The sequence below is a fragment of the Balneatrix alpica DSM 16621 genome (assembly GCF_000619885.1).
Classification (GTDB): Bacteria; Pseudomonadota; Gammaproteobacteria; order Pseudomonadales; family Balneatricaceae; genus Balneatrix; species Balneatrix alpica.
This window is the reverse complement of record NZ_KK211041.1, coordinates 231,655-254,252: the sequence shown is the minus strand read 5'-3', so window position 1 is coordinate 254,252 and position 22,598 is coordinate 231,655. Positions and strand designations below refer to the sequence as shown.

Here is a 22,598-nt window from a genome sequence, read left to right as displayed (position 1 = left end):
GGCTGTGTTCTTATTTGCTGTAGGCCTGCCGAGCAGTGTATCCGATTCTGCCGCCCAGCACTGACTAGTAAATCACCAGACTTAACTAATAATTTATTAATAAATTGTTGGCAAACAATATTCATATTTTTTTAAAAATACTTTAAAACTGTTTGACGACATCTTCACAGCTGTCTACTTTGATAAGGGTCTCTGTACAAAAGCTAACCACTTCCTGCATGCGCACCCTCCTGCATGTCGGGAGTTATCCAACAACACTAACAAGGATAACAACGATGCAAACCAGAACTCCGCGCCTGACCTTCACCGCGATGCTCAGCGCTCTGGGCCTCAGCGCCACCCTGCTGGCAAGTAGCGTGCAGGCTGCCACCACCTGGGATATGCCAACTCCCTATGGCGATAAAACCTTCCATACCGAAAACATCCGTGAGTTTGCCAAAGAAGTAGCAGAGGCCAGCGCAGGTGAGCTGCAAATCACCGTGCACTCTAACGGCTCCCTGATTAAACATCCGGAAATTAAAAATGCCGTGCGCAAGGGCTTGGTTCCTATTGGCGAACTGATCATGTCGCGCCTGGCCAATGAAGATGCACTCTTTGAGGTCGACTCCGTGCCTTTCCTGGCAACCAACTACGATGAAGCCTGGAAACTCTGGCAAGCCTCCAAACAAGCCCTGTCCACCAAGCTGGAAGCCCAAGGTCTACAACTACTATTTGCTGTGCCCTGGCCTCCCCAGGGGATTTACACCAAATTCCCGGTCAACCAGATCGAAGACCTGGCCGGGGTAAAAATGCGTGCCTATAACGAGTCCAGTGAAACTCTGGCGGTGCTGCTCGGCTCAGTGCCCACCCAGGTGGAAGTGCCTGATATCCCCACTGCCTTCAGCACTGGCCGGGTAGATGCCATGATCACCTCTCCCTCCACTGGGGTGAACTCCAAAGCCTGGGATTTCCTCAGTGACTTCAACCATGCTCAGCTGTGGCTACCGAAAAATATGGTGATTGTGAATGCCAAGGCCTTTAAGCGTCTGGACGCCGACACCCAGGCCAAACTACTTAAGGCTGCCGAAACCGCCGAACAGCGTGGCTGGGAAATGAGCCGTCAAGAGACCGCCAAAATGCTAGACGAGCTGAAAGCCAATGGCATTAAAGTATCCGAGCCCAATGCGGATCTGACCTCCGATCTGAAAAAGGTAGGCGCGCAGATGGAGCAGAACTGGCTGGAAAACGCTGGTGCCGAAGGTCAAGCGGTGCTGGACGCTTACCGTCAATAAGCCTGGGGCCCACCATTCTCAGGATTGGGAAGGGTGGGCCAGGAGTGTTCTATGCACGCGCTAAATAATCTCTATCGCTTTAGTGGCGCCCTGGCCGCGCTCAACCTGTGCGCCATCATGGGGTTAATTCTGTTACAGGTATTAGGCCGGGTATGGGATAAGTTGCTGAGTCTGATCGGCCAGCAACCCTGGGGATTACATATCCCGGGCCTCGCTGAAATCACCGGTTTTATGCTGTTAACCGCCACCTTTGCCGGCCTTAGTTATACCTTTCGTGTCGGTGGCCATATTCGCGTGACTCTGCTGATTCAACGCCTTGGCTGGCTATGGCGCCGCCGCCTGGAGTTACTGATTCTGGCCATTGCCTTGGCGCTTAGCCTCTATGCCTGCTGGTTTGCCTTGACCCTCACCCTGGAAAGTTACCAATTTAATGATGTTTCCATTGGCATGGTGCCGATTCTGCTGTGGATCCCACAAAGCTTGATGACCCTCGGCCTTGCGCTGTTAAGTTTGGCGCTGGCACACACCTGGGTTGAAGTCTGGCAAGGTGATTTCCACACCCTCGAACTCAGCGGCCATCAGGAGTAAGTCGATGGATATGCTCAGTATCAGCCTGTTTTTACTCTGTGCCCTGTTGCTCTTGTTGGGTGCGGGGTTATGGGTGGCCTTTGCCCTGACTGGGGTAGCTTGGTTGACCCTTTCTCTGTTTACCTCGATTCCCGCTGGTGACAGCCTGGCCCTCACTCTCTTTGGCCACAGCAGCTCCTGGGAGCTGGCCGCCCTACCGATGTTTATCTGGATGGGGGAAGTGCTATTTCGCTCCAAACTGTCGGAAGACATGTTTACTGGCTTAGCCCCCTGGCTCGGCCGGGTACCGGGTCGTTTACTGCACACCAACGTGCTGGGCTGCGGTATTTTTGCGGCGGTTTCCGGCTCTTCCGCCGCCACCGCCGCCACCATTGGCAAGATGTCGATTCCTGAGCTGACCAAACGCGGTTATGACCAGAAACAGATCCTCGGCACCCTGGCAGGCTCCGCTACCCTGGGCTTGCTGATTCCCCCCTCCATCATTCTGATTGTGTACGGGGTGGCCACCGATCAGTCGATTGCCCGCCTGTTTATTGCCGGGGTACTGCCTGGCTTAATGCTGATGGCCATGTTTGCTGGCTACCTTTGTATCTGGTCCTGGCTCAATCCGAGCAAAGTCCCGCAAGAACACGAGCATTTAAGCCTGGGGGAAAAGTTGTATCGCTCCCGCCGGCTGATTCCGGTGCTGCTCTTAATCATCGGTGTCATCGGTAGTATCTATGCAGGCTTCGCCTCCCCGACCGAGTCTGCCGCCGTTGGGGTGGCCTTGGCTCACTTACTGTCCTGGCGTTATGGCTCCCTTAGCCTGCGTACTTTTAAAGAAGCCCTGATGGGGACTGTCAGCACCTCCACCATGATCGCCTTTATCTTGCTGGGGGCCGCCTATCTCACCACCGCCATGGGCTTTAGTGGTCTGCCACGCGAACTGGCAGCCTGGATTGGCCAGTTTGAGCTCTCTCCCTATGCTCTGCTGTTGGCACTGACCCTGTTCTTTATCCTGCTGGGCTGCTTTCTCGATGGTATTTCTGTGGTGGTGCTGACCACTTCAGTGATTCTGCCGATGGTTGAGGCAGCAGGGATAGATCTGCTTTGGTTTGGTGTCTACCTGGTGATCGTAGTGGAAATGTCACAGATCACTCCACCGGTTGGCTTTAACCTTTTTGTCATCCAGGGGCTCACCGGACAAAATATTCTGCGGGTTGCCCAGGCAGCATTGCCTTACTTCCTGTTGATTTTCAGTGCAGTGGTTTTAATCACCCTGTTTCCGGATATAGTTACCTACCTGCCAAATCAGATGGGTAATTAAGGAGTCACGATGAGCGAAGACAACAATAAAGACATCCAAGCAGCGGCCTTTAAAGCCTCGCTGGTGGGGCCGATCGTGTCTTCTGCTCATCTCTCTGCCAAGGCGGCGGAAATGTCTGAATTTGAGTTTGGTTTGATTATGGCCAGCCATGCCTTCAACCGTTGGATGGTGCGCTGTATGGCGGCCAGTGGCCTGCCGGAGCTGGGTTCACTGGATATTCTGGTGCTGCACTCAATCAATCACCGCGAGCGAGCCAAACGGGTAGCGGATATCTGTCTGGTATTGAATATCGAAGACACCCATACCGTTTCCTATGCGCTGAAAAAGCTGGTGAAACTGAAGGTGGTCAGCTCGGAAAAACGCGGTAAAGAGGCCCTCTATCGCACCACCGAGCTAGGCCAGCAAATGTGCCAGCGTTATCGTGAAATTCGTGAAGACTGCCTGCTGGAGTCGGTGAAAGCCTTGGGTTTTGCGCCGCAGGATATCAGCAACACAGGAGCCTTTCTGCGCGCCCTGTCGGGGATTTATGATCAGGCAGCCCGTGCCGCGGCTTCCCTCTAGGCTGAGCCTACCGCATGTACCTAAGTGAGCTGCGAGCCTTCGTTGCCCTCTGTGATAGTGGTTCGATTCAGGCGGCTGCCAAGCAGCTGCACCTGAGTCAACCCGCGGTCTCGCGCCAGATACAACGCTTGGAAGAATTCCTGGGCACCACATTGCTCGATCGTAGCGTCAAGCCGCCACGGTTAGCCCCACAGGGACGCAAAGCCCTGCCCCAGTGCCGCAAACTGTTGCAAGAGTGGCAGCAGTTACAGCAACTCTTTCAGCCTCAACTGGCCAGCCGCTGCCGCCTGGGTCTCAGCAATGGTGCCACCCACTTGCTGGATGGCCCACAACTACAGCGCTTGCGGCAACATTTTCCCCAGTTGGAGTTAAGCATCAGCTGCGGCTGGAGCCATGAGTTATTGCAGCAGGTGGCGGAAGGCCAATTGGATATTCTGCTTGCCATGGTTGGCCCACGACTCAAACTACCCAGCGCTATCCATCATCATCCCCTGCATAAAGAATCCCTTAGCCTGATTGGCCCACTGGGCAGCGAGCATCCGCAAAGTTGGGCCGAGCTGGATGGCGCCAGTTTTGTGGTATTGCCCCAGGGCTGTGGCCAGCGTCGTCTGCTGTTACACCGCTTACAACAACATCAGGCCAGTCCCGGCGGTCTGCTGGAGGTGGGTAGCTATAATTTGCAGCTGGAATGGATTGCCGCCGGTGCCGGTTACGGTTATATCCCTACTAATCTGCTGCGTCATCAAGCCCCCCGCGGGGTAGAAGCTCTGGACTGGGCACAGGATGATCACAATGCCCAGGCCTGGCTATTCAGTCGGCCACAACTGGGGGAGTTGCAGCCCCTATTCGATTGGCTCAGCCTACATACCCAAGCAAACTAAATAGGGTCAGCAGTTGGCTTGCATGGCCGACTCCTTGCACTGCACACCGGTATTGCAGACTGAATCACACACTTATCTTTCCACCTGCACTTCATACTGCAAACGCATAAAGATGCTGCAAATTATGCATTAGCCTCAACATCAAGCCATGCATACAATGCAGAGCATGATCGTTGCCGCTGCGACGCAGCAGCGCTGATGCAAGGAGCCAGCATGTCTGTACTATCCCACCCTCGCGCCATCTTGGCCGCGGGCTGTCTGATTCTCGGCTTAAACCTGGGGGTACGCCAAACCCTCAGCCTGCTAATCCCGGATATGGTCGCCGCCACCAGCCTGACCCTGACCGGTGTTGGCCTCGCCTTTGCCATTCAAAACCTGATGTGGGGACTGGCCTCCCCCTTCGCCGGCATCCTCGCTGACCGTTACGGCACAGGACGAGTGCTAGCAATCGGCGCCCTGCTCTACAGCCTGAGTCTGATTGGTTGTGCCTGGGTCAGTTATAACTGGCAGTTACACATGCTACTTGGCATTGTGCTGGGGTTAGGGGTAGGCGCCACCACCTTTGGCTTGGTTCTCGGTGCAGTGGGGCGTGCCTTCCCGCCACAAAAGCGGGCACAAGCGCTTGGACTGGCGTCCGCAGGTGGCTCGCTTGGCCAATTTTTAATGGCCCCCTTGCTGGATCTACTCAACCGCGAGCTCGGTTGGCAAGATGCCTATATTTTCCTCGGCCTGCTCTGCCTGACTATTATCCCCGCTGCTTACCTGCTGAAAGGTAAGGCACAACTGGGTGTGCAAGCTCCGAGCCAAAGCATTAGCCAGGCCCTGCGCCAAGCTGGCCAGGATCGTAATTACTGGCTGTTGAATATGGGTTTCTTTGTCTGTGGTTTTCATGTGGCCTTTATTGCCACCTATTTGCCTGCGTTTGTCAGCCTCTGTGGTCTACCCAGTCAGGTGTCTGCTCAAGGATTGGCGATGATTGGTTTAGCCAATATTGTCGGCACCTTAGGTGCAGGCTATTTAGGCAGCCGCTACCGACCGAAAAACCTGTTATCACTGATTTATGGTCTGCGGGCACTGGTGATCCTGGTGTTTTGGTTAGCCCCAAAAACCCAGGCCACGATTTTGCTGTTCTCTGCCGCTATGGGCTTGTTATGGCTCTCCACCGTGCCCTTAACCAGTGGCACCGTTGCCAACCTGTTTGGCCCTACGTATATGGCCACACTGTTTGGGGTGGTGATGCTATCGCACCAAATCGGCGGCTTCTTTGGCGCCTTCTTAGGGGGCTGGGTGATGGAACTTACCGGTAGCTTTGATCTGATGTGGTGGCTGTCGATTGGCCTGGGGCTGTTCGCTATGTTTATTCACCTGCCAATCAAAGATCAGGATCGTTTTAGCGAACTGGCCGTCGCCAAGTAATCATCCGAGCAGGAAGCCTGCCATCGCAAGCAAAGGGAGTGGGGGTCAAAGCTGGCCCCCATAACGGCTGGAGCAGGCAGGTCAGACTGACTTAGCGCCCGGCAAAGGTCTCGATAAAGAGGGCTTCCACCTTGTCCCGCGCCCAAGGTGTTTTGCGCAAGAACTTTAAGCTGGACTTGATCGAAGGATCATTTTTAAAGCAGTTCAATGCCACCCGCTCAGCCAGCCCTTGCCACCCATAGTGTGCCTGCAGACGGGTAACAACCTGCTCCAGGGTAATGCCATGCAGGGGATTATTGGCTTGGCTATTCATTCTCAATCCTTGTTATTGGCCCCTCGGCAAGCCGGCCCAAGATAGCGGCCGGGCTCCCTTCAGGCAGCGATCCAGCCCCGTTAGGCTGCTGCGATGATTTCATAAGAATGGGTAATTTCCACCCCACCCTGGCTCAACATAATGGAGGCTGAACAATACTTCTCGGCTGACAGCTCCACCGCACGCTTCACCTGGGCTTCTTTCAAATTATGGCCGGTTACCACAAAGTGCACATGGATCTTGGTGAATACCGCCGGTACCGCATCGGCACGCTCCGCCGTTAATTCGGTACGGCAATCGGTGACCTCCTGACGGGATTTCTTCAGCATCAGCATCACATCAAAGGAGGTACAGCCCCCCAGGCCAACCAAGAGTAACTCCATCGGCCGGGCCCCTTTGTTTTGCCCACCGTGGTCTGGTGAGCCATCCATCATAATCTGATGGCCACTACCGGTTTCGGCCAGAAAGTTAACGTTGTCTTGCCAGTTGATAACGGCTTTCATGGACACTCAGGCTCCTTCATTGGTACAGCCGGACTTCTGCCGGCTGCCTAATAATGACAGTGCCTGCAACAAGCAGGCACTGATGTTCAGTCTGCACCCTATTAAGGTTGGAACAACTCAGCCAGCTGGGCACCAGGATCACTCGCCCGCATAAAGGCTTCACCTACCAGGAAAGCGTTGACCTGATGGGCACGCATCGCCTGCACATCGTCCCGGCAGTGAATACCGCTCTCGGTCACAACGATACGATCCGCTGGAATCTTCTCCAGCAAACGGTAGGTGTTGTCCAGGCTGACTTCGAAGGTATGCAAGTTACGGTTATTAATGCCGATCAGAGGAGTCGACAGGCGCAGAGCACGTTCCAGCTCCGCCTCATCATGCACCTCCACCAGCACATCCATCCCCAACTCCAGGGCAAGATCGTGCAAGGCTTGCATGGGGCCATCCTCCAGCGCTGAAACAATCAGCAGGATGCAATCCGCACCAATCGCCCGGGCCTCATAGACCTGATAGGGGTCGATAATAAAGTCTTTGCGAATCACCGGCAGTTGGCAGGCAGCACGGGCTTCAATCAGATAGTCCTCGTGGCCCTGAAAGAAGTCACGATCGGTCAACACCGACAGGCAGGCCGCACCACCCCGCTCATAGGAGGCGGCAATTTCCGCCGGACGAAAATCCGCCCGCAGCAAACCTTTACTGGGGGAAGCCTTTTTGGCCTCGGCAATTACTGCCGACTGACCGGCAGCCAGCTTGGCCTGCATCGCCTGGTAAAAGCCCCGACAGGGCAATTGGCTGGCAATACGTGCCTGTAGATCACTGATACTGACGCTGGCCTGGCGCTCCTGCACCTCTTGCACTTTGCGCTCAATAATGCGGCGTAATACGGTGGGGGCGCAGCTGCTCATCCGGCCTGATTCTCCGTCAGTTGTTGGGTAAAGTCGGCCAGCTGCTTGAGCTTGGCCAGGGCGGCGCCACTGACAATCACATCAGTGGCCTGGTCAATTCCCTGCTGTAGTGAGTCCGCTAAACCGCAGGCATAAATAGCTGCGCCGGCATTCAAGCGAACAATATCCGTGGCGGAGCCACCCTCACCGGATAGCGCCAGCTTAATCATCGCTAAACTCGCTTCAGGGGTTTCCACACAGAGTTCATTCAAGGGGCTACGGGCAATGCCAAACTGCTCAGGGTTAATCTGATACTCACGAATACGACCGTCTTTGAGTTCGGCAACGAAGGTTTCCGAAGCGACGCTGATTTCATCCAAGCCATCGGAGGCGTGAACTACCAATACGTGCTCTGCCCCCAGAGACTGCAACACTTCGGCGATTGGCCGGATCCAACGATGGCTGAACACGCCCAGCACCTGATTCGGCGCCTGGGCAGGATTAGTCAAGGGACCCAGCAGATTGAAAATCGTGCGCACTCCCATTTCCCGCCGGGGGCCAATCGCATGCTTCATTGCACTGTGATGGGCGGGGGCAAACATAAAGCCGACACCCACTTGCTCAACGCAAGCAGCCACCTGCTCAGGTGATAAGCTCAACGCCACTCCTGCCGCCTCCAACACATCGGCAGAGCCGCTGGACGAAGACACCGAGCGGTTACCATGCTTGGCCACCTGGCCACCTGCCGCCGCAACCACAAAGGCACTAGCCGTAGAGATGTTAAACACATGGGCACCATCACCACCGGTACCACAGGTATCCACCAGATGTTGTCCTGCCAGATTCACTTTGGTGGCCAACCCGCGCATGGCCCTGGCGGCACCGGTGATTTCCGCCACCGTCTCGCCTTTCATGGCCAAGCCAATCAGAAAGCCGCCTATTTGGGCGGGGGTCGCCTCGCCGGTCATGATTAATTCCACCACTTCCTGCATTTGTTCAGTGCTGAAGTCATGGCGTTGCATCACATGGCGGATGGCCTGTTGCATATTCATTAGCTGCCCCCTAGCGTTTCAGAAAGTTGGCCAGCAGTGCATGTCCCTGCTCGGTCAGAATGGATTCTGGGTGAAACTGTACCCCTTCCACATCAAGGGTAGTATGACGAACGCCCATTATCTCTTCTATATGGCCGTCCTCCCGCTCAGTCCAAGCGGTAATCTCTAAACATTCTGGTAAGGATGCTTTGTCGATCACCAAAGAATGGTAACGGGTCGCGGTCAGAGGGTTATTCAAGCCAGCAAATACCCCCAGATTCTTATGATGTACCAGGGAGGTCTTGCCATGCATCACCTGGCCAGCACGGACAATATTGCCACCAAACACCTGACCAATACTCTGATGTCCCAGGCAAATACCCAGGATCGGCAGCTGACCGGCAAAGTGACGAATGGCAGCCATTGAGATGCCCGCTTCATTCGGTGTACAGGGGCCAGGAGAAATCACCAGATGACGCGGCTGCATCGCCTCAATATCCGCCAGGGTAATTTCATCATTACGCATCACCTTGACCTTGGCCCCCAACTCGCCAAAGTACTGCACCACGTTATAGGTGAAGGAGTCGTAGTTATCGATCATTAACAGCATAAAGCACCTCAAATCCCATCCAGACCCTGTTCAGCCATTGCTACCGCACGAAAAAGTGCGCGGCCCTTATTAAGGGTCTCCTGCCATTCCAGCTCAGGGACCGAATCCGCGACCACCCCTGCACCCGCTTGCAGATAGAGGGTGTCGTCTTTAATCACAGCGGTGCGAATGGCAATCGCCGTATCCATATTACCGCTCCAGGACAGGTAGCCGACCGCACCGCCATAGACGCCCCGTTTAACCGGCTCCAGTTCATCGATAATTTCCATTGCCCGGATTTTCGGCGCCCCGCTCAGGGTGCCCGCCGGATGTGCAGCCCGCAGTACATCCATTGCCCCTAAGCCTTCGCGCAGACGGCCCTGTACATTGGAGACGATATGCATCACGTGGGAATAACGCTCGACCACCATTTTGTCGGTCAATTGCACCGTGCCGATCTCCGCCACCCGACCCACATCATTCCGGCCCAGGTCAATCAGCATCAGGTGCTCCGCCAGTTCTTTTGGATCCTGCAGCAGATCCTGCTCCAGTGCCTTATCCTGCTCCGTGGTGGCGCCACGCTTACGGGTTCCGGCAATGGGACGCACGGTAACCATGCCATCTTCCAGACGGGCCAGGATTTCCGGTGACGAGCCGACAATATGGAAGGCATCCAGATTAAACAGATACATATAAGGAGAGGGATTAAGGCTACGCAGGGCGCGATAGAGTTCCAGCGGTTTGGCCTTGAATGGCACACTCATACGCTGGGAGAGCACGACCTGCATGCAGTCACCGGCGAGGATGTAATCCTTGATTTTATCCACCGCCGTTTTGAACCCCTGCTCGGTAAAGCCGGAGCGGAAGTCCTGCTCTTCAACCTGACGTTGATGGGCCAACAGCGGACGTGCCGTCAACGGTTGCCGCAAACGGGCAATCAGTTCATCCAGACGCTGATGCGCCTTGGCCAGGGCATCTGCCTCACTCGGATCCGCATGGACGATTACCATCAACTTGCCGCTGAGGTTATCAAATACCACCACCTCATCGGACACCAGTAACAGCACATCTGGAGTATGCAGCTCATCTTGAGGCTGGCCCGCCAGCAGTCGTGGCTCAATATAGCGCACGCTGTCATAGCCAAAGTAGCCCACTAAACCACCGGTAAAACGCGGCAACTCAGGGCGCTGGGGAACAAGGTAGCGTTGTTGGAACTGCTCAACAAACACCAGGGGATCAGCCATTTCGGTCTGTTCCAGCACCTGATCATCCTGCTCTACCTGAATCTGGCTGCCATTGATGCGCAAGCGGGTACGGCAGGGCAAACCGATAATGGAATAGCGCCCCCATTGCTCGCCACCCTGTACCGATTCGAGCAAATAAGAATAAGGGCCATCGGCCAGTTTCAAATAACAGGAAAGAGGGGTATCGAGATCAGCCAAGACTTCTTTGGCTACAGGAATACGGTTAAAACCCTGGTCAGCCAGGGCCGCAAATTCATCGCGGGTCATGATGTCCACTCACTAGCAAAAGGAAAACGAAGGTACTGCGGAGCTTCAGCTCAGGCCCGCCATCGCCAACGTTCATTGCCTAACCGCGCCTGCAGGGCGCAGCAGTGGTGCAGACTCATCATGGTGAAGAATAAAACTCTAAGATTGACCGGGCCCTACACTATAACAGCGCATCCAGGCGCGCAACTACCTTATCAGGCTGACTCAGTTCGATAGGTTCACCGTGGTTATAACCATAAGGCAGCGCCACCACTTTGATCCCAGCGGCTTTGGCCGCCGCCACATCGTGACGCGAGTCCCCTACCATCAACGCCTGCTGCGGCTCTACCTCTAAGCGCTGACAGGCCACCAGCAGTGGCAGAGGATGGGGCTTCCGTTCTGGCAGGCACTCCCCCCCCAATACCACCGCAAAGGTGTCACTGAGGGCAAAGTGCGCCAAGATCGGCAAGGTAAACTCCAAGGGTTTATTAGTCACCAGGCCCAGCGCCACGCCTTGTTGACGGGCGCGTTGCAGCGCTGCCATCACCCCTGGATATAACCGGCTGCGGCTGGCACCAGTCGCTGCGTAGGCCTGGCGAAAGGCCGCCATCGCACGGCTGAACAACGCAGCATCAACAGCCTCTGCTGTTATCGCTTGCTGCCCCGTGAGGGCGCGTGCTACCAATACCGCCGCGCCATTGCCCACCCAGGCACGCACCTGCTCTTCACTGGCTGGGGGCATCCCCAGCCCTGCCTGCATTTGTTGTACCGCCCAGGCCAAATCCGGCACCGAGTCGATCAGGGTGCCGTCCAGGTCAAACAGAATAGCCCGGGGTAAATCACCAGCAAAAAGTGTTCGCAGCAACTGGCTCATCCGTTAGACGACACCTTGGCCAGCTCTGCCCGCATCGCTGCCAAAGTGGCAGCATAATCAGGGCTGTTAAAAATAGCGGAACCCGCCACAAAGGTATCTGCTCCGGCGGCCGCGATTTCGGCAATATTGGCCACCCCGACTCCGCCATCAATTTCCAGACGAATATCCAGCCCACTCTTGTCGATCAGCTCGCGCGCCTGGCGCAGCTTATCCAGCGTCCCTGGAATAAATTTCTGCCCACCAAATCCCGGGTTAACCGACATCAATAGAATCATGTCGACCTTGTCCAGCACATACTCCAAGCAATGCAACGGCGTCGCTGGGTTAAATACCAGACCGCTCTTGCACCCACCTGCGCGAATTAACTGCAGCGAGCGGTCAATATGTTCGGATGCTTCGGGATGGAAGGTGATGTAACTGGCCCCTGCTTCGATAAAGTCACCGATCATGCGGTCAACCGGTTTCACCATCAGATGCACATCGATAGGAGCCTGAATGCCGTACTTACGCAGGGCTTGGCAGACCATCGGACCGATGGTCAAGTTCGGCACATAGTGGTTATCCATCACATCGAAATGAACAATATCCGCTCCAGCCGCCAGGACGGCCTCGACTTCTGCGCCCAAACGGGCAAAATCGGCAGAAAGGATGGAAGGTGCAATCAGGTAATCAGCCATGAGAATTTCCCGCTTTCGCAAACCAGCAACAGGGGCGCCATTGTACGTGAAAAGCCGCCGAATTGCAGGACGCGACTGGATCGCTGGCCTGGGCCTTGCTCTTATCCTGGCGTTGAGCCCAGCGCATGCCGAAGAACAACCCGCTAGCGAAGCCGCTGCTGCCAACGAGTCTCCCTCCGGCAGTGATGAGAGTGCCCCAAACGCACCTACTGAGCATATCCACCTTGACCCTCAAGCCTTGCAGCTTGCTGTGCTGGCGCAACAGCAGCATCCCCCCACTCAGGTACTGAGTTTAGGTGAAGCCGAGGATGCGTTCCTCGGCCTCTATGTACTGCATAACACTCCCCAGGCCATGGGGGGTATCGTTTTGGTGGCGGAGGATGGCACCCACCCCGACTGGCCGGGACCAGTACAGGCATTGCGTACAGGCTTAGCCGACTACGGCTGGCAGACCCTGAGCATTGCCATCCCACCTTTACCCGTTCACCCCCACCCCAAACGGGACTTGCCCGTCTTAATCAATCCAGACGAGGTCACACCTGCTGCCAATGAGGAAAACAGCGCAGCCCAGGATAGCGCCGCTCCCCCTGTAGCAAACCCTGCGCTACCCGAGGGAAAACCAGCTACAGCGGAGGCTGCCCCCCCTTCCCCCAGCGAACCGCTAGGCGAAGAAGTCGTCTATGCCGAGCTGATTAATCAACGTTTGCAATTAGCGGAGGATTACCTCAAAGCCCGAGGTCTGGAAAAGGTGGTCTTTATTGGTGTTGGCACAGGGGCAAGCCTGGCCGCACGTTACCTGGCTGCACGCGCCGATGCAGAACTGACGCTAGTGATGGTGAATGCCAAAGAGGCGGGAGATCCAGAGCCCATTGATCTGCTCAGTACCCTGGCGGGCTTGGATAATCCAGTGCTAGACCTTTACCTGGCTAATCAAATCCAGGGGGCCGCCAAGTTACGCCGTGACAATGCCCGCCGCTATAACCGCTTAAGCTATGAACAACTGCGCCTTAGCCCTCGCCCTCACCATCCAGCTGCAGAAGGCAAAGTCTTGGTCCAGCGTATTCGTGGCTGGCTAAAGACACGTCAGCAAGAACGCCCTGTTGATCTCAGTGCAAACGCCGCTGCAACCTAGCCACGCATTACTAACTGAGAGTGCTAATTGAAAAGTGCTGACAGTATAGGTAAACGCCGCTTATTTACCGCCAAGCGGCGTCACACGACAGAGAGCAGAGCGTAAAGGCAAACAGAAGGGCTCCACGAGCTATACCATACCTCTGGCACTTTTCACTCGCTCGTAGGCGGCTTGGATTTCCTGAGTTTTTTCTTTAGCCAACTGTAGCATTTCATCCGGCAGCCCTTTTGCCACTAGCTTATCCGGATGATGCTGACTCATTAGACGGCGGTAGGCTTTTTTCACCTCTGCATCGCTGTTCTCAGCGCTTACCCCCAGCACCCCATAAGCTTCTTGCAAGCCGCCTTGGCTGGAGCTCGCCTGGCCTCCGTTTTGGTGCTGCCAGCGATGAAACTCTTGTTGCGCCTGCACTCGACGCACCATCAGCTGGAACTCAGGCAACCCAATCCCCAGACTGACACAGACTCGCTGCAGAATTTCAAGCTCCGGCTGTGAGAGCTGTCCATCCACCAAAGCTGCTTGGATCTGCACCTCAACAAACATTAAACGCAGCGAAAGGCTGTGCTTAAAGGCTCGCTCCAGCGGCTCCAGCACCTCAGCTAGCTCAATCTCTGCGCTCTTACCTCGGTTAAAGAGAGCAATCGCCTCCTGACGCAGACTGGCGGTCAGGTTCATCCGCCGCATCACTTCTTCAGCAAAGGCAATCTCATGCTCGGTTACCCGCCCATCAGCCTTGGCCAAACGGCCCATCACTGTAAAAGTGGCCTCGAAGAAAGTGCGCTGCACCTCTAGCTGGCTACCTGGATCCAGGTGCTCGCGCAGCTTTTTATCCAACCAATAGCCCACACCGGCACCGAAGATGACTCCTACCGGACCACCACTGAGTCCCAGTAAGCCACCAATCAAGACACCGGTACGGTGCTGACGCAAATTAGCTAACCAGGGACTACTCACTTGGCACTAACTCGCGCATCCAGTTCAGCCAAACGTTCCGGGGTGCCGACATCGACCCAATCCCCTTGGAACAGCTCACCACTCACCCGCCCTTCCAGCATGGCTAAGCGCAGCAGGGGAGCGAGACGGAAGCGTTCGGCCTCCCCTTCACAGTAAGTGAAGAGCAAGGGGTGCAGCAGGCTCAAACCCGCAAAGGTACAGGGAGTACCCAGCTCTTTATCCAGATATAGACGGCCTTCATAGAGAGCAAAGTCTGCATCCGGGTTATGGGCAGGGTTAGGCACCATCACCAAATGGGCCACGTCTTTGTCATGCAGGCTGGGGAGTTGGCTGAAGTCATAATCTATCCAGACATCACCATTGATCACCAGAAAGGGATCATTTCCTAGCAAAGGCAGTGCCTTAAAAATGCCGCCGCCAGTTTCCAGCACCTGCTCACCTTCAACGGAGTACTGAATCTGCACGCCATAGCGACTACCGTCGCCCAGTAGCTGCTCAATCTGGTCACCCAACCAGGCATGGTTAATAACAACCTCATTAATACCCGCCTGCGCCAAACGCTGCAGGTGGTACTCAATCAGGGCTTGCCCCCCTACTTGCAGCAGAGGCTTGGGCTGGGTATCGGTCAGCGGACGCATACGCTCCCCGCGTCCGGCGGCCAGAATCATTGCTTTCATAGTATCCAGTCCTTCTGGGCTTCACAGCTGAACATCCCTGAGTGCTGCAAGGCAGGAATCACCTGTTGCTGCAGCATCGCCCCCAGGGCATGCAGACCAGCATAACGCTGGCACTGTTCTACAACATAACTCAGGGTACGGGGAATGGCATCTAAATAGCCGGGCTTGCCATCCCGACGAGCAAGGCGAATAAAGAGCCCCACTGCCTTCAGATGCCGCTGCACCCCAATCAAGTCGAACCAACGTTCAAAATCAGCACTGCTGTGCTCGGACGTCAGCACACCTGCCTGACGATACAAGGCTTCCGCCTCTTGACGCAAACTTTGCACCAGTGCCACCGGCCAACGTAAATAACAATCCCGCAGTAGCGATACCGCATCATAGGCAAGAGGCCCACGCACCGCCCCCTGAATATCAATCAGACGTAACTGGCCTTGGGGATCAAGCATCAGATTGCGACTATGAAAATCCCGATGCACACAAACCTGTGGCTGGGAAAGAGCAGCATCAATCAAATAATCCTGAGCCTGTTGATAAGTCTGCAACCATTCACCCGGTGCCCAGCACAGCTCCCGTTCTAATACCCACTCTTGAAAAATCCCCAACTCAAAAGCCAGCATCTTGGCATCGTATTGAGGTAACGGATAAGCCAGCGGATCACTTTGTACCGCCAGCAAGGGCAACAACTGTAACGCCCGTTGATACTGCTGAGCGGCGTTCTGTGGCTGAATCTGACTGGCCAGATCACAATCACCTAAGTCTTCGAGCAACAAAAAGCCCTGTTGATAATCCCAACCCAATACTTCTGGCACAGGTAGCTTCGCAACCCGCCAGTGCTGAGCCAGCGCCACGAATGCCTGACTATTTTCCGTTGCTGGCGGCGCATCAGCCGCAATCCAACTCCGCCCACCGTCGGCGGACAGGCGAAAATAACGACGAAAGCTCGCATCCGCAGAGGCTATCGACCAATGCCAACCCGCAGGCCAACCGCCCGTATGCTCTTGCTGTAATCCGAGCTGCTGTTTCACCCATCTTTGCAGTGCCCACTCACGCCCCTGCTTATCCACCACACTAGCCAACCCTGTCATTCCTCTGATCTACGATCTGGTTTATCATGCCCACCTTGTCCCGAGCGCATCAACAAATGGAACCGGCATGGCAGCCCCTCGCTTCGTCAAAACACCCTTGATGTTGGCTATCAGCACCGCCCTCATTGTAATGCAGCAGTCCCAGAGTGTCGCTGCTGCCCAAGGCAATGACTGGCAGTGCAGCCAACTAGCCAATGGCCAATGGAATTGCAGCCCCAACCCTGAGGCCGGCAGTGCCGTTCAGTCTTATGCCATTGACGCAGCACCAGCAGTGACAACTGACGCAGTGGCGCCAGAGATGAGCGCTGCTAGTCAGGAGCAAGCGCCTCCTGCACCTTCTAGCACCCAAGCACCGCCAAGCGCACCTGAGCCTACCCCTGCTGCAGTCCAACCCAGCGCGCAGGCGAGTGATGCCACAGCAGAAGCTGCTACTAGCACCCTGGCCGCGGAAACCAGCAGCCGTATTTTGCCAGAGGCCGTTGCCGAACCAGCGGCAACTACAAATACTGCAACAGCAACAAACAGTGCGGAAGCCTCTGCCACCACCACTAACCGCGCCACCGACAGCGTTGCCTCGCCCACCTTGGCACAACCGCGGCAATATGCCGGCGTCCAAGGTTGGCCGTTGGAATCCCCCCCGGCCAATGCCATTGCAGGTCAGCATTCATATCTGGACTGGTACGCTAATCCGCAGGGAGTCGATCCGCTCAGCCATTGCAGTGGCCAATACATTGAGCCTGCTTTCAGTGCAGATGATCTGCAGCTGCCCAGCGACCAGCAACAGACCTACTTGCTGGCAGAACGCTCAGAAACCCGACTGAATGAAAACACTCAGCTGTACGGCCCAGTGCAGATGCGACGTGGTGCTCAGCGCATCAGCGCCGACTATGCCGAATATGACCAAGCGCAAGAGCTAGTCAGTTTGAAGGGCAACATTCGCTACCGAGAGCCAGGCCTCTTGGTAGTGGGGCAAAGTGGTCAACTGGATATGGCCAATGGCCGTAATCAGCTCAACAATGTGGAATATGTCCAGCAGGCGCGCCAATTGCGTGGTGAAGCCGTTGCCATCCAGACATATCCAGGCGCCGTCACCCAGCTACGCCAGGCCTCTTTTACCCGCTGCGAACCCGGTAATAACAGCTGGTCAATTCTCGGCACTGAGATCAACCTTTATCATGCCGAAGGTTTTGGCGAGGCTCGCAACGCCACCCTGCGCCTGGGCAATGTGCCGGTGTTCTACCTGCCCTGGTTCAGTTTCCCGATTTCCGATGAGCGTAAGTCAGGCTTCCTTTACCCCAGCGTGCGCCACACCAAGAATTCAGGTCTGGAGATCGCATTACCCTACTACCTTAATCTGGCGCCCAACTATGACGCCACCCTGACCCCTCGCATCATCGAAAAGCGCGGCCTGCTGGTGGAGAGTGAATTCCGTTACCTCAATCACTACTCTTACAACGTCTTTAACGCCGCCTTACTGCCTTACGATGACAAAACCGGTGATGCTCGATGGCTAGCTGGCATCACTCACCAGGGCACCCCCTGGCAGGGTTGGCATAGCACTATTAATGCGACCAAAGTCAGTGACAAAGACTATCTGCGTGATCTATCCACTAAGCTAAAAGTGGATACGGATAGCCACCTCGACCAAGAAGTCAGTCTGCGCTACTACCAGCCCCTGTGGAATGCGGGGATTCGCTTCAAGCGCTATCAAACGCTGGATGCCACCACCACAGGCCCCTACCAGGAAATGCCCCGTCTAGATGTACAAGGGACAATTCCGGAAGATAATCGGGCCCTGGCCGCCAACTATCGTGGCCAATACACCTACTTTACCCGTCATCCACAAAATCTGACTGCCACCACTAAAGTCGAAGGGCAGCGCAGTCTGGCTGAGTTGAACAGTCGTTATGAGTGGATTCGCCCCTGGGCCCATGTCATTCCTCGTGTTCGCTTAAACCAACGTTTCTATCAGCTGGAAAACACCCAAGCCGGGCAAGACACCTCGCCTAGTATTTTCCTGCCAACCTTCAGTTTGGATACCGGACTGGCCGCCGAACGGGAGTACCAACTAGGCAATCAACGCCTGCGCCAAACTTTAGAGCCGCGCTTATTCTATGTGTACACCCCCTACCGAGATCAGGATCAACTGCCGCTGTTTGATACTGACCAATTCAGCTTTAACTATGATCAACTCTGGCGCGATCGACGCTTCAGCGGTGAAGATCGCTTAGCTGACATGAACCAGGTTTCCTATGGCCTGACTACCCGTTTCTTTGACGATGAAGGGGTTCAACGTCTGCTACTAGGAGCCGGCCAGGCTTACTATTTCAGCGACCGCAAAGTCCGCCTCAACGCCAGCGATCCAGACCTCACAACCCAAGTGTCACCTATTGCTGGGCGAGCCGAGGTTGGGCTGCATGAAAATGTCCGCCTCTATGGCGATCTGGTCTACAGCGGCAAATACGACCTGCTCACCGACCGCAGTTTAACGCTACGCTATCAAAGCGATCAGGATCACATCGCCAGTTTCCGGGTACGGCGCTACTTCAAAGACCACCCTGAAGCCGATGGGCTGGACAGAAATAACGAAGAGTATCAGACTGATCTGTCGTTTATTTGGCCGCTCTCAGCACAGTACTCTCTGCTGGCGCGCTGGAATCACGACCTGAAAGAAAAGCGCTCACTTGAGACCTTGATTGGTTTGGAATATGAAAACTGCTGCTGGCGCATCCGTGGCATGCATCGTCACTGGTACGACGGCGACGCCCCGGTGGCAGAGCGCAACCGCAATGGCGTCTTTTTACAATTTATCTTGAAGGGATTGGCCGGCTTTGACACCGTGCAGGGAGATGGCGCCAATACTAAATCCGTACTGGAAGGCATTACAGGATTCAATGAACGTGAACTTAACAGCCGTTAAACACCGACTTCTGTGCCCACTGCTCTTGGTGGGCGCCCTGCTTGCCCCTCAAACGCAAGCTGCACAAACCATTGACGCTATTGCTGCCATCGTGGATAACGATGTGGTCTTGGTCAGTGATCTGCAACAGCGTGTCCGCATTGTGCAGGACCGTTTTCGGGGACAACCACTGCCACCCATGGAGCAGCTACAACGCCAGGTGCTGGAGCAACTGGCCGTCGAGCGTTTGCAGGTTAACCTCGCTAAAGAGCGGGGAATTCGAGTAAGCGATAGCGAGCTCAACCAAACCCTAATGCGCACTGCAGAAAGCAATGGCATGACGCTGGCGCAATTCCGAGATGCGCTCCAGGCCGAGGGCAATTCCTTTGAGCATTTCCGCGATGAAATCCGCAATACCCTGCTGATCCAACGGCTGCAAGCCCAGGCAGTCAACAGCCGGATTCGGATCTCCGATCAGGAAGTAAAACAGCTGCTGAGCAGCCCTAACTCCATTCTGGGCACGCTGCGTTACCGTCTCTCCCATATTTTGCTCCCCCTGCCTGATGCCCCCTCCCCTGAGCAGATTCAGCAGGTACAGCAAGCCGCTGAGACTCTGTATCAGCAGCTGCAACAGGGGGCGGACTTTGCCCAGTTAGCGGTTGCTCACTCACGCGGACAGACTGCCCTCGAAGGAGGAGATCTGGGCTGGCGTGCCCCGGCAGAAATTCCCAGCATCTTTGCCGATGTGGTGCCAGACATGACCATTGGTGAAGTTTCCCAGCCCATTCGTACCCCCAGCGGTTTTCATCTGCTGAAGTTGGTCGCGCGGGAAGGAGCACAGCAATCCATCATTCAACAGACCCATGCTCGTCATATTCTGATCAAGCCCACCGCGATTCGTTCTGACGAGCAAGCCCGCTTATTGGCCGAGCAAATCCATAGCCGCATTCAAAAAGGCGAAGATTTTGGCAACCTGGCGCGCGAGTACACCGATGATACCGGCTCCAAACTAGCCGGCGGCGATCTTAACTGGGTCAACCCTGGCCAGACCGTCGAAGTCTTCGAGCAAACCATGAACAACCTCGCTGTCGGCGCCATGAGCCAACCCGTTCGCTCTGAATTTGGCTGGCATATTATCCAGGTGCTGGAGCGCCGTGATACCGATATGAGTCAGACTCTGCTGGAAGCGGAAGCCCGCAATATTCTGCGTAAGCGTCGCTATGACGAAGAGCTGCAGAACTGGCTACGAGAAATCCAGGCCAATGCCTACATTGACTACAAGATCTAAACCCCTGGCAATTACCTGCGGCGAGCCTGCAGGTATTGGCCCCGATATTCTGCTGCAACTGGCACAACAAAATCGTCAGCAGGGATGGGTTGCTGTGACTTCGGCGGAGTTGTTACAGCAACGCGCTGCCCAACTGCAGCTGCCTATTCAGCTCCACCCCTGGCAAACGGGGCAAGACAGCTATTGCGCTGCCGGTCAGCTCAGCGTGCTTGACATCCCCCTTTCCAGCCCCGTGCAAGCAGGCCTACTCAACCCTGCCAATGCCCAGGCAGTGCTGCAAACCCTGGATACAGCCATTGATGGCTGCTTGGCCGGTGACTTTGCCGCCATGGTGACCGCACCTGTACACAAGGGCGTCATTAATGAAGCGGGCATTGCCTTTAGTGGTCATACCGAATACCTGCAGGAGCGCTGTGGGGTAGAACGGGTGGTGATGATGCTCGCCTGCCCCGGCCTCAAGGTGGCACTGGTCACCACCCATTTGCCCTTACGCCAGGTAGCCGATGCCATCACTCCTGCCCGTATCAGCCAGGTCAGCCGCATCCTGCAGCAGGACTTACAACGCTGGTTCGGTTTGCCCGCACCACGCATTCTGGTAGCGGGCCTCAACCCCCACGCCGGAGAAGGTGGCCACTTAGGTCGGGAAGAGCTGGACATTATCATTCCCACCCTTGAACAACTACGCGACGAGGGGCTGAACCTGATCGGACCTCTACCTGCCGACACCCTGTTCACCCCCAAATATCTGCAGAATGCCGATGCCGTGTTGGCCATGTACCATGATCAGGGCCTACCTGTGCTGAAACATCTAGGCTTTGGCAATGCCGTCAATATCACCCTTGGACTGCCCATCATCCGCACTTCTGTAGACCACGGCACCGCCCTAGATCTTGCCGCCACCGGCCAAGCAGACAGTGGCAGCCTCCGCACCGCTTTAGCCTATGCAGCCGAAATGGCTGCCATGAACGATTCAATATGAGCAACAAACCCCAAGCATTTCAGGCGCGTAAGCGCTTTGGCCAAAACTTTTTGCATGATGCCGGCGTCATTGGCCGCATCGTCAAAGCGATACATCCACAACCAGGCCAACGCCTGGTGGAAATCGGCCCTGGCATGGGCGCCCTGACCCAGGAAATTATTGCCGCCGCAGGCGAAATGGATGTAGTGGAGCTGGATCGTGATCTGATCCCCATTTTGCGCACTAACCTTTTCCGCCATATTGATGGCCTACGTGTGCACGAGGCCGATGCACTTAAGTTTGACTTTGCCAGTCTGGCGCAGCCCGGCGAGAAGTTACGCATCGTGGGCAACCTGCCCTATAACATCTCAACCCCGCTGATCTTCCATCTGCTGTCTTACACCGGCCTGGTGGCCGATATGCACTTTATGCTGCAGAAGGAAGTAGTGGAGCGTTTAGCCGCCGGTCCAGGTGATGCCAACTATGGCCGTCTTGGCATCATGGCCCAGTACGACTGTGCCGTGCAGCCACTGTTTATTGTCGGCCCCGGCGCCTTTAACCCTCCCCCCAAGGTGGATTCGGCTATTGTCCGTCTGGTTCCCCATAACGAACGCCCCCATCCCGCCCAGGACCGCAAAGCCCTGGAGGAAGTCGTGCGCACTGCGTTCAGTCAGCGCCGCAAAACGCTACGCAATACCCTCAAGCCACTCCTCAGCAGTGAGCAAATTGAAAGCCTTGGCCTTAATCCCTCTGATCGTCCAGAGCACCTAACATTGGCCGACTATGTCCGCCTGAGTGACCTGTTAGTGAGTCTGCGCCAGCAACAAGGAGAGGCAGATGAGTGATTACGCCATTGCCGTTGAGGTACGTACCCGCTATATGGAAGACCAATCGGTACCAGAAGAAAACCGCTACGTCTTCACCTATACCATCAACATTCGCAATACCGGCCAATTGAGCGCCCAGCTCCTTAGCCGTTACTGGTTGATTACTGATGGCAACGAAGAAGTACAGGAAGTCCAGGGAATGGGCGTGGTAGGCGAACAACCGCTAATCGCCCCTGGCGAGAGCTATGAATACACCAGCGGCTGCGTCCTGGCCACCGCAGTTGGCAGCATGCGCGGTCACTACCTCTTTCAGGCCGAGGATGGCCATGAATTCCAGGCAGAGATCCCTGCTTTTACCCTGGCCCGCCCCCACGCATTACATTAAGGCGCT

At 55.6% G+C, this 22,598-nt stretch carries 23 protein-coding genes; 12 read left to right on the top strand and 11 right to left on the bottom strand.

The features are described from left to right. The first annotated feature begins 275 nt into the window (after positions 1-275). From Q334_RS0116725 to Q334_RS0116700, 6 genes are all read left to right on the top strand, one after another. Positions 276-1,271: a TRAP transporter substrate-binding protein gene (locus Q334_RS0116725; protein ID WP_027314207.1), complete on the top strand. Its 996-nt coding sequence runs from the start codon at positions 276-278 to the stop codon at positions 1,269-1,271. A gap of 51 nt (positions 1,272-1,322) precedes the next feature. Continuing rightward, positions 1,323-1,859 carry a TRAP transporter small permease gene (locus tag Q334_RS19640; protein WP_051527900.1) on the top strand — a complete coding sequence of 179 codons (537 nt, stop codon included), beginning with the start codon at positions 1,323-1,325 and terminating at the stop codon, positions 1,857-1,859. Positions 1,860-1,863: 4 nt separating this feature from the next. Continuing rightward, the gene (locus Q334_RS0116715) at positions 1,864-3,165 is read left to right on the top strand and encodes a TRAP transporter large permease (protein WP_027314206.1); all 1,302 of its coding nucleotides are present in this window, start codon (positions 1,864-1,866) and stop codon (positions 3,163-3,165) included. Positions 3,166-3,174: 9 nt separating this feature from the next. After that, the gene (locus Q334_RS0116710) at positions 3,175-3,726 is read left to right on the top strand and encodes a winged helix DNA-binding protein (protein ID WP_051527899.1); all 552 of its coding nucleotides are present in this window, start codon (positions 3,175-3,177) and stop codon (positions 3,724-3,726) included. A gap of 14 nt (positions 3,727-3,740) precedes the next feature. Next, positions 3,741-4,607 carry a LysR family transcriptional regulator gene (locus Q334_RS0116705; protein ID WP_027314204.1) on the top strand — a complete coding sequence of 289 codons (867 nt, stop codon included), beginning with the start codon at positions 3,741-3,743 and terminating at the stop codon, positions 4,605-4,607. A 213-nt stretch (positions 4,608-4,820) separates the two neighbouring features. Further along, a complete protein-coding gene (locus Q334_RS0116700; RefSeq protein ID WP_035461870.1) occupies positions 4,821-6,023 on the top strand; it encodes an MFS transporter in 1,203 nt (400 codons plus the stop codon). A gap of 91 nt (positions 6,024-6,114) precedes the next feature. On the opposite strand, the gene Q334_RS0116695 is transcribed toward Q334_RS0116700, so the two are convergent. The 8 genes from Q334_RS0116695 to rpe form a co-directional block, all read right to left on the bottom strand. Beyond that, entirely contained in the window at positions 6,115-6,336 is a 222-nt protein-coding gene (locus Q334_RS0116695; RefSeq protein ID WP_027314202.1) for a VF530 family protein, read from the bottom strand. 80 nt (positions 6,337-6,416) lie between these two features. Continuing rightward, positions 6,417-6,839, bottom strand: coding sequence for an OsmC family protein (locus Q334_RS0116690; protein WP_027314201.1), 423 nt, complete (start codon positions 6,837-6,839; stop codon positions 6,417-6,419). A 101-nt stretch (positions 6,840-6,940) separates the two neighbouring features. Continuing rightward, a complete protein-coding gene (trpC, locus tag Q334_RS0116685) occupies positions 6,941-7,744 on the bottom strand; it encodes an indole-3-glycerol phosphate synthase TrpC (protein WP_027314200.1) in 804 nt (267 codons plus the stop codon). Then, a complete protein-coding gene (gene trpD, locus Q334_RS0116680; protein WP_027314199.1) occupies positions 7,741-8,775 on the bottom strand; it encodes an anthranilate phosphoribosyltransferase in 1,035 nt (344 codons plus the stop codon). Before trpD ends, trpC begins: the two co-directional genes overlap by 4 nt. Positions 8,776-8,785: 10 nt before the next feature. Next, positions 8,786-9,364, bottom strand: a complete 579-nt coding sequence (locus Q334_RS0116675) for an aminodeoxychorismate/anthranilate synthase component II (protein ID WP_027314198.1) — start codon at positions 9,362-9,364, stop codon at positions 8,786-8,788. A gap of 8 nt (positions 9,365-9,372) precedes the next feature. After that, entirely contained in the window at positions 9,373-10,854 is a 1,482-nt protein-coding gene (gene trpE, locus Q334_RS0116670) for an anthranilate synthase component I (protein ID WP_027314197.1), read from the bottom strand. Positions 10,855-11,014: 160 nt separating this feature from the next. After that, the gene (locus Q334_RS19635) at positions 11,015-11,707 is read right to left on the bottom strand and encodes a phosphoglycolate phosphatase (RefSeq protein WP_035461925.1); all 693 of its coding nucleotides are present in this window, start codon (positions 11,705-11,707) and stop codon (positions 11,015-11,017) included. Then, positions 11,704-12,384, bottom strand: a complete 681-nt coding sequence (gene rpe, locus Q334_RS0116660; protein WP_027314196.1) for a ribulose-phosphate 3-epimerase — start codon at positions 12,382-12,384, stop codon at positions 11,704-11,706. The genes Q334_RS19635 and rpe overlap by 4 nt, the downstream gene beginning before the upstream one ends. Before the next feature lie 46 nt (positions 12,385-12,430). Here rpe and Q334_RS0116655 point away from each other — a divergent pair, with 46 nt between their 5' ends. Further along, entirely contained in the window at positions 12,431-13,516 is a 1,086-nt protein-coding gene (locus tag Q334_RS0116655) for a DUF3530 family protein (protein WP_027314195.1), read from the top strand. A 129-nt stretch (positions 13,517-13,645) separates the two neighbouring features. On the opposite strand, the gene djlA is transcribed toward Q334_RS0116655, so the two are convergent. The 3 genes from djlA to Q334_RS19630 are packed head-to-tail and all read right to left on the bottom strand — an operon-like array spanning position 13,646 to position 16,235. Then, positions 13,646-14,470 (bottom strand): co-chaperone DjlA, encoded by an 825-nt coding sequence (gene djlA, locus Q334_RS0116650; protein WP_027314194.1) that lies wholly within the window; start codon positions 14,468-14,470, stop codon positions 13,646-13,648. Beyond that, entirely contained in the window at positions 14,467-15,147 is a 681-nt protein-coding gene (gene murU / locus Q334_RS0116645) for an N-acetylmuramate alpha-1-phosphate uridylyltransferase MurU (RefSeq protein WP_027314193.1), read from the bottom strand. Before murU ends, djlA begins: the two co-directional genes overlap by 4 nt. Further along, entirely contained in the window at positions 15,144-16,235 is a 1,092-nt protein-coding gene (locus tag Q334_RS19630; RefSeq protein ID WP_051527898.1) for an aminoglycoside phosphotransferase family protein, read from the bottom strand. The genes murU and Q334_RS19630 overlap by 4 nt, the downstream gene beginning before the upstream one ends. Positions 16,236-16,302: 67 nt before the next feature. Between Q334_RS19630 and lptD the strand changes: the two genes are divergently transcribed. From lptD to apaG, 5 genes are read left to right on the top strand one after another with little or no spacing between them, the layout of a single operon-like run. Next, entirely contained in the window at positions 16,303-19,155 is a 2,853-nt protein-coding gene (gene lptD, locus Q334_RS0116635; RefSeq protein ID WP_027314192.1) for an LPS-assembly protein LptD, read from the top strand. Next, positions 19,136-20,422 carry a peptidylprolyl isomerase gene (locus Q334_RS0116630; RefSeq protein WP_162157444.1) on the top strand — a complete coding sequence of 429 codons (1,287 nt, stop codon included), beginning with the start codon at positions 19,136-19,138 and terminating at the stop codon, positions 20,420-20,422. The genes lptD and Q334_RS0116630 overlap by 20 nt, the downstream gene beginning before the upstream one ends. Then, positions 20,397-21,401, top strand: a complete 1,005-nt coding sequence (gene pdxA, locus Q334_RS0116625) for a 4-hydroxythreonine-4-phosphate dehydrogenase PdxA (protein ID WP_035461869.1) — start codon at positions 20,397-20,399, stop codon at positions 21,399-21,401. The genes Q334_RS0116630 and pdxA overlap by 26 nt, the downstream gene beginning before the upstream one ends. Continuing rightward, the gene (gene rsmA / locus Q334_RS0116620) at positions 21,398-22,225 is read left to right on the top strand and encodes a 16S rRNA (adenine(1518)-N(6)/adenine(1519)-N(6))-dimethyltransferase RsmA (RefSeq protein ID WP_027314189.1); all 828 of its coding nucleotides are present in this window, start codon (positions 21,398-21,400) and stop codon (positions 22,223-22,225) included. Before pdxA ends, rsmA begins: the two co-directional genes overlap by 4 nt. Beyond that, the gene (apaG, locus tag Q334_RS0116615) at positions 22,218-22,592 is read left to right on the top strand and encodes a Co2+/Mg2+ efflux protein ApaG (RefSeq protein ID WP_027314188.1); all 375 of its coding nucleotides are present in this window, start codon (positions 22,218-22,220) and stop codon (positions 22,590-22,592) included. The genes rsmA and apaG overlap by 8 nt, the downstream gene beginning before the upstream one ends. Positions 22,593-22,598 lie beyond the last annotated feature (6 nt).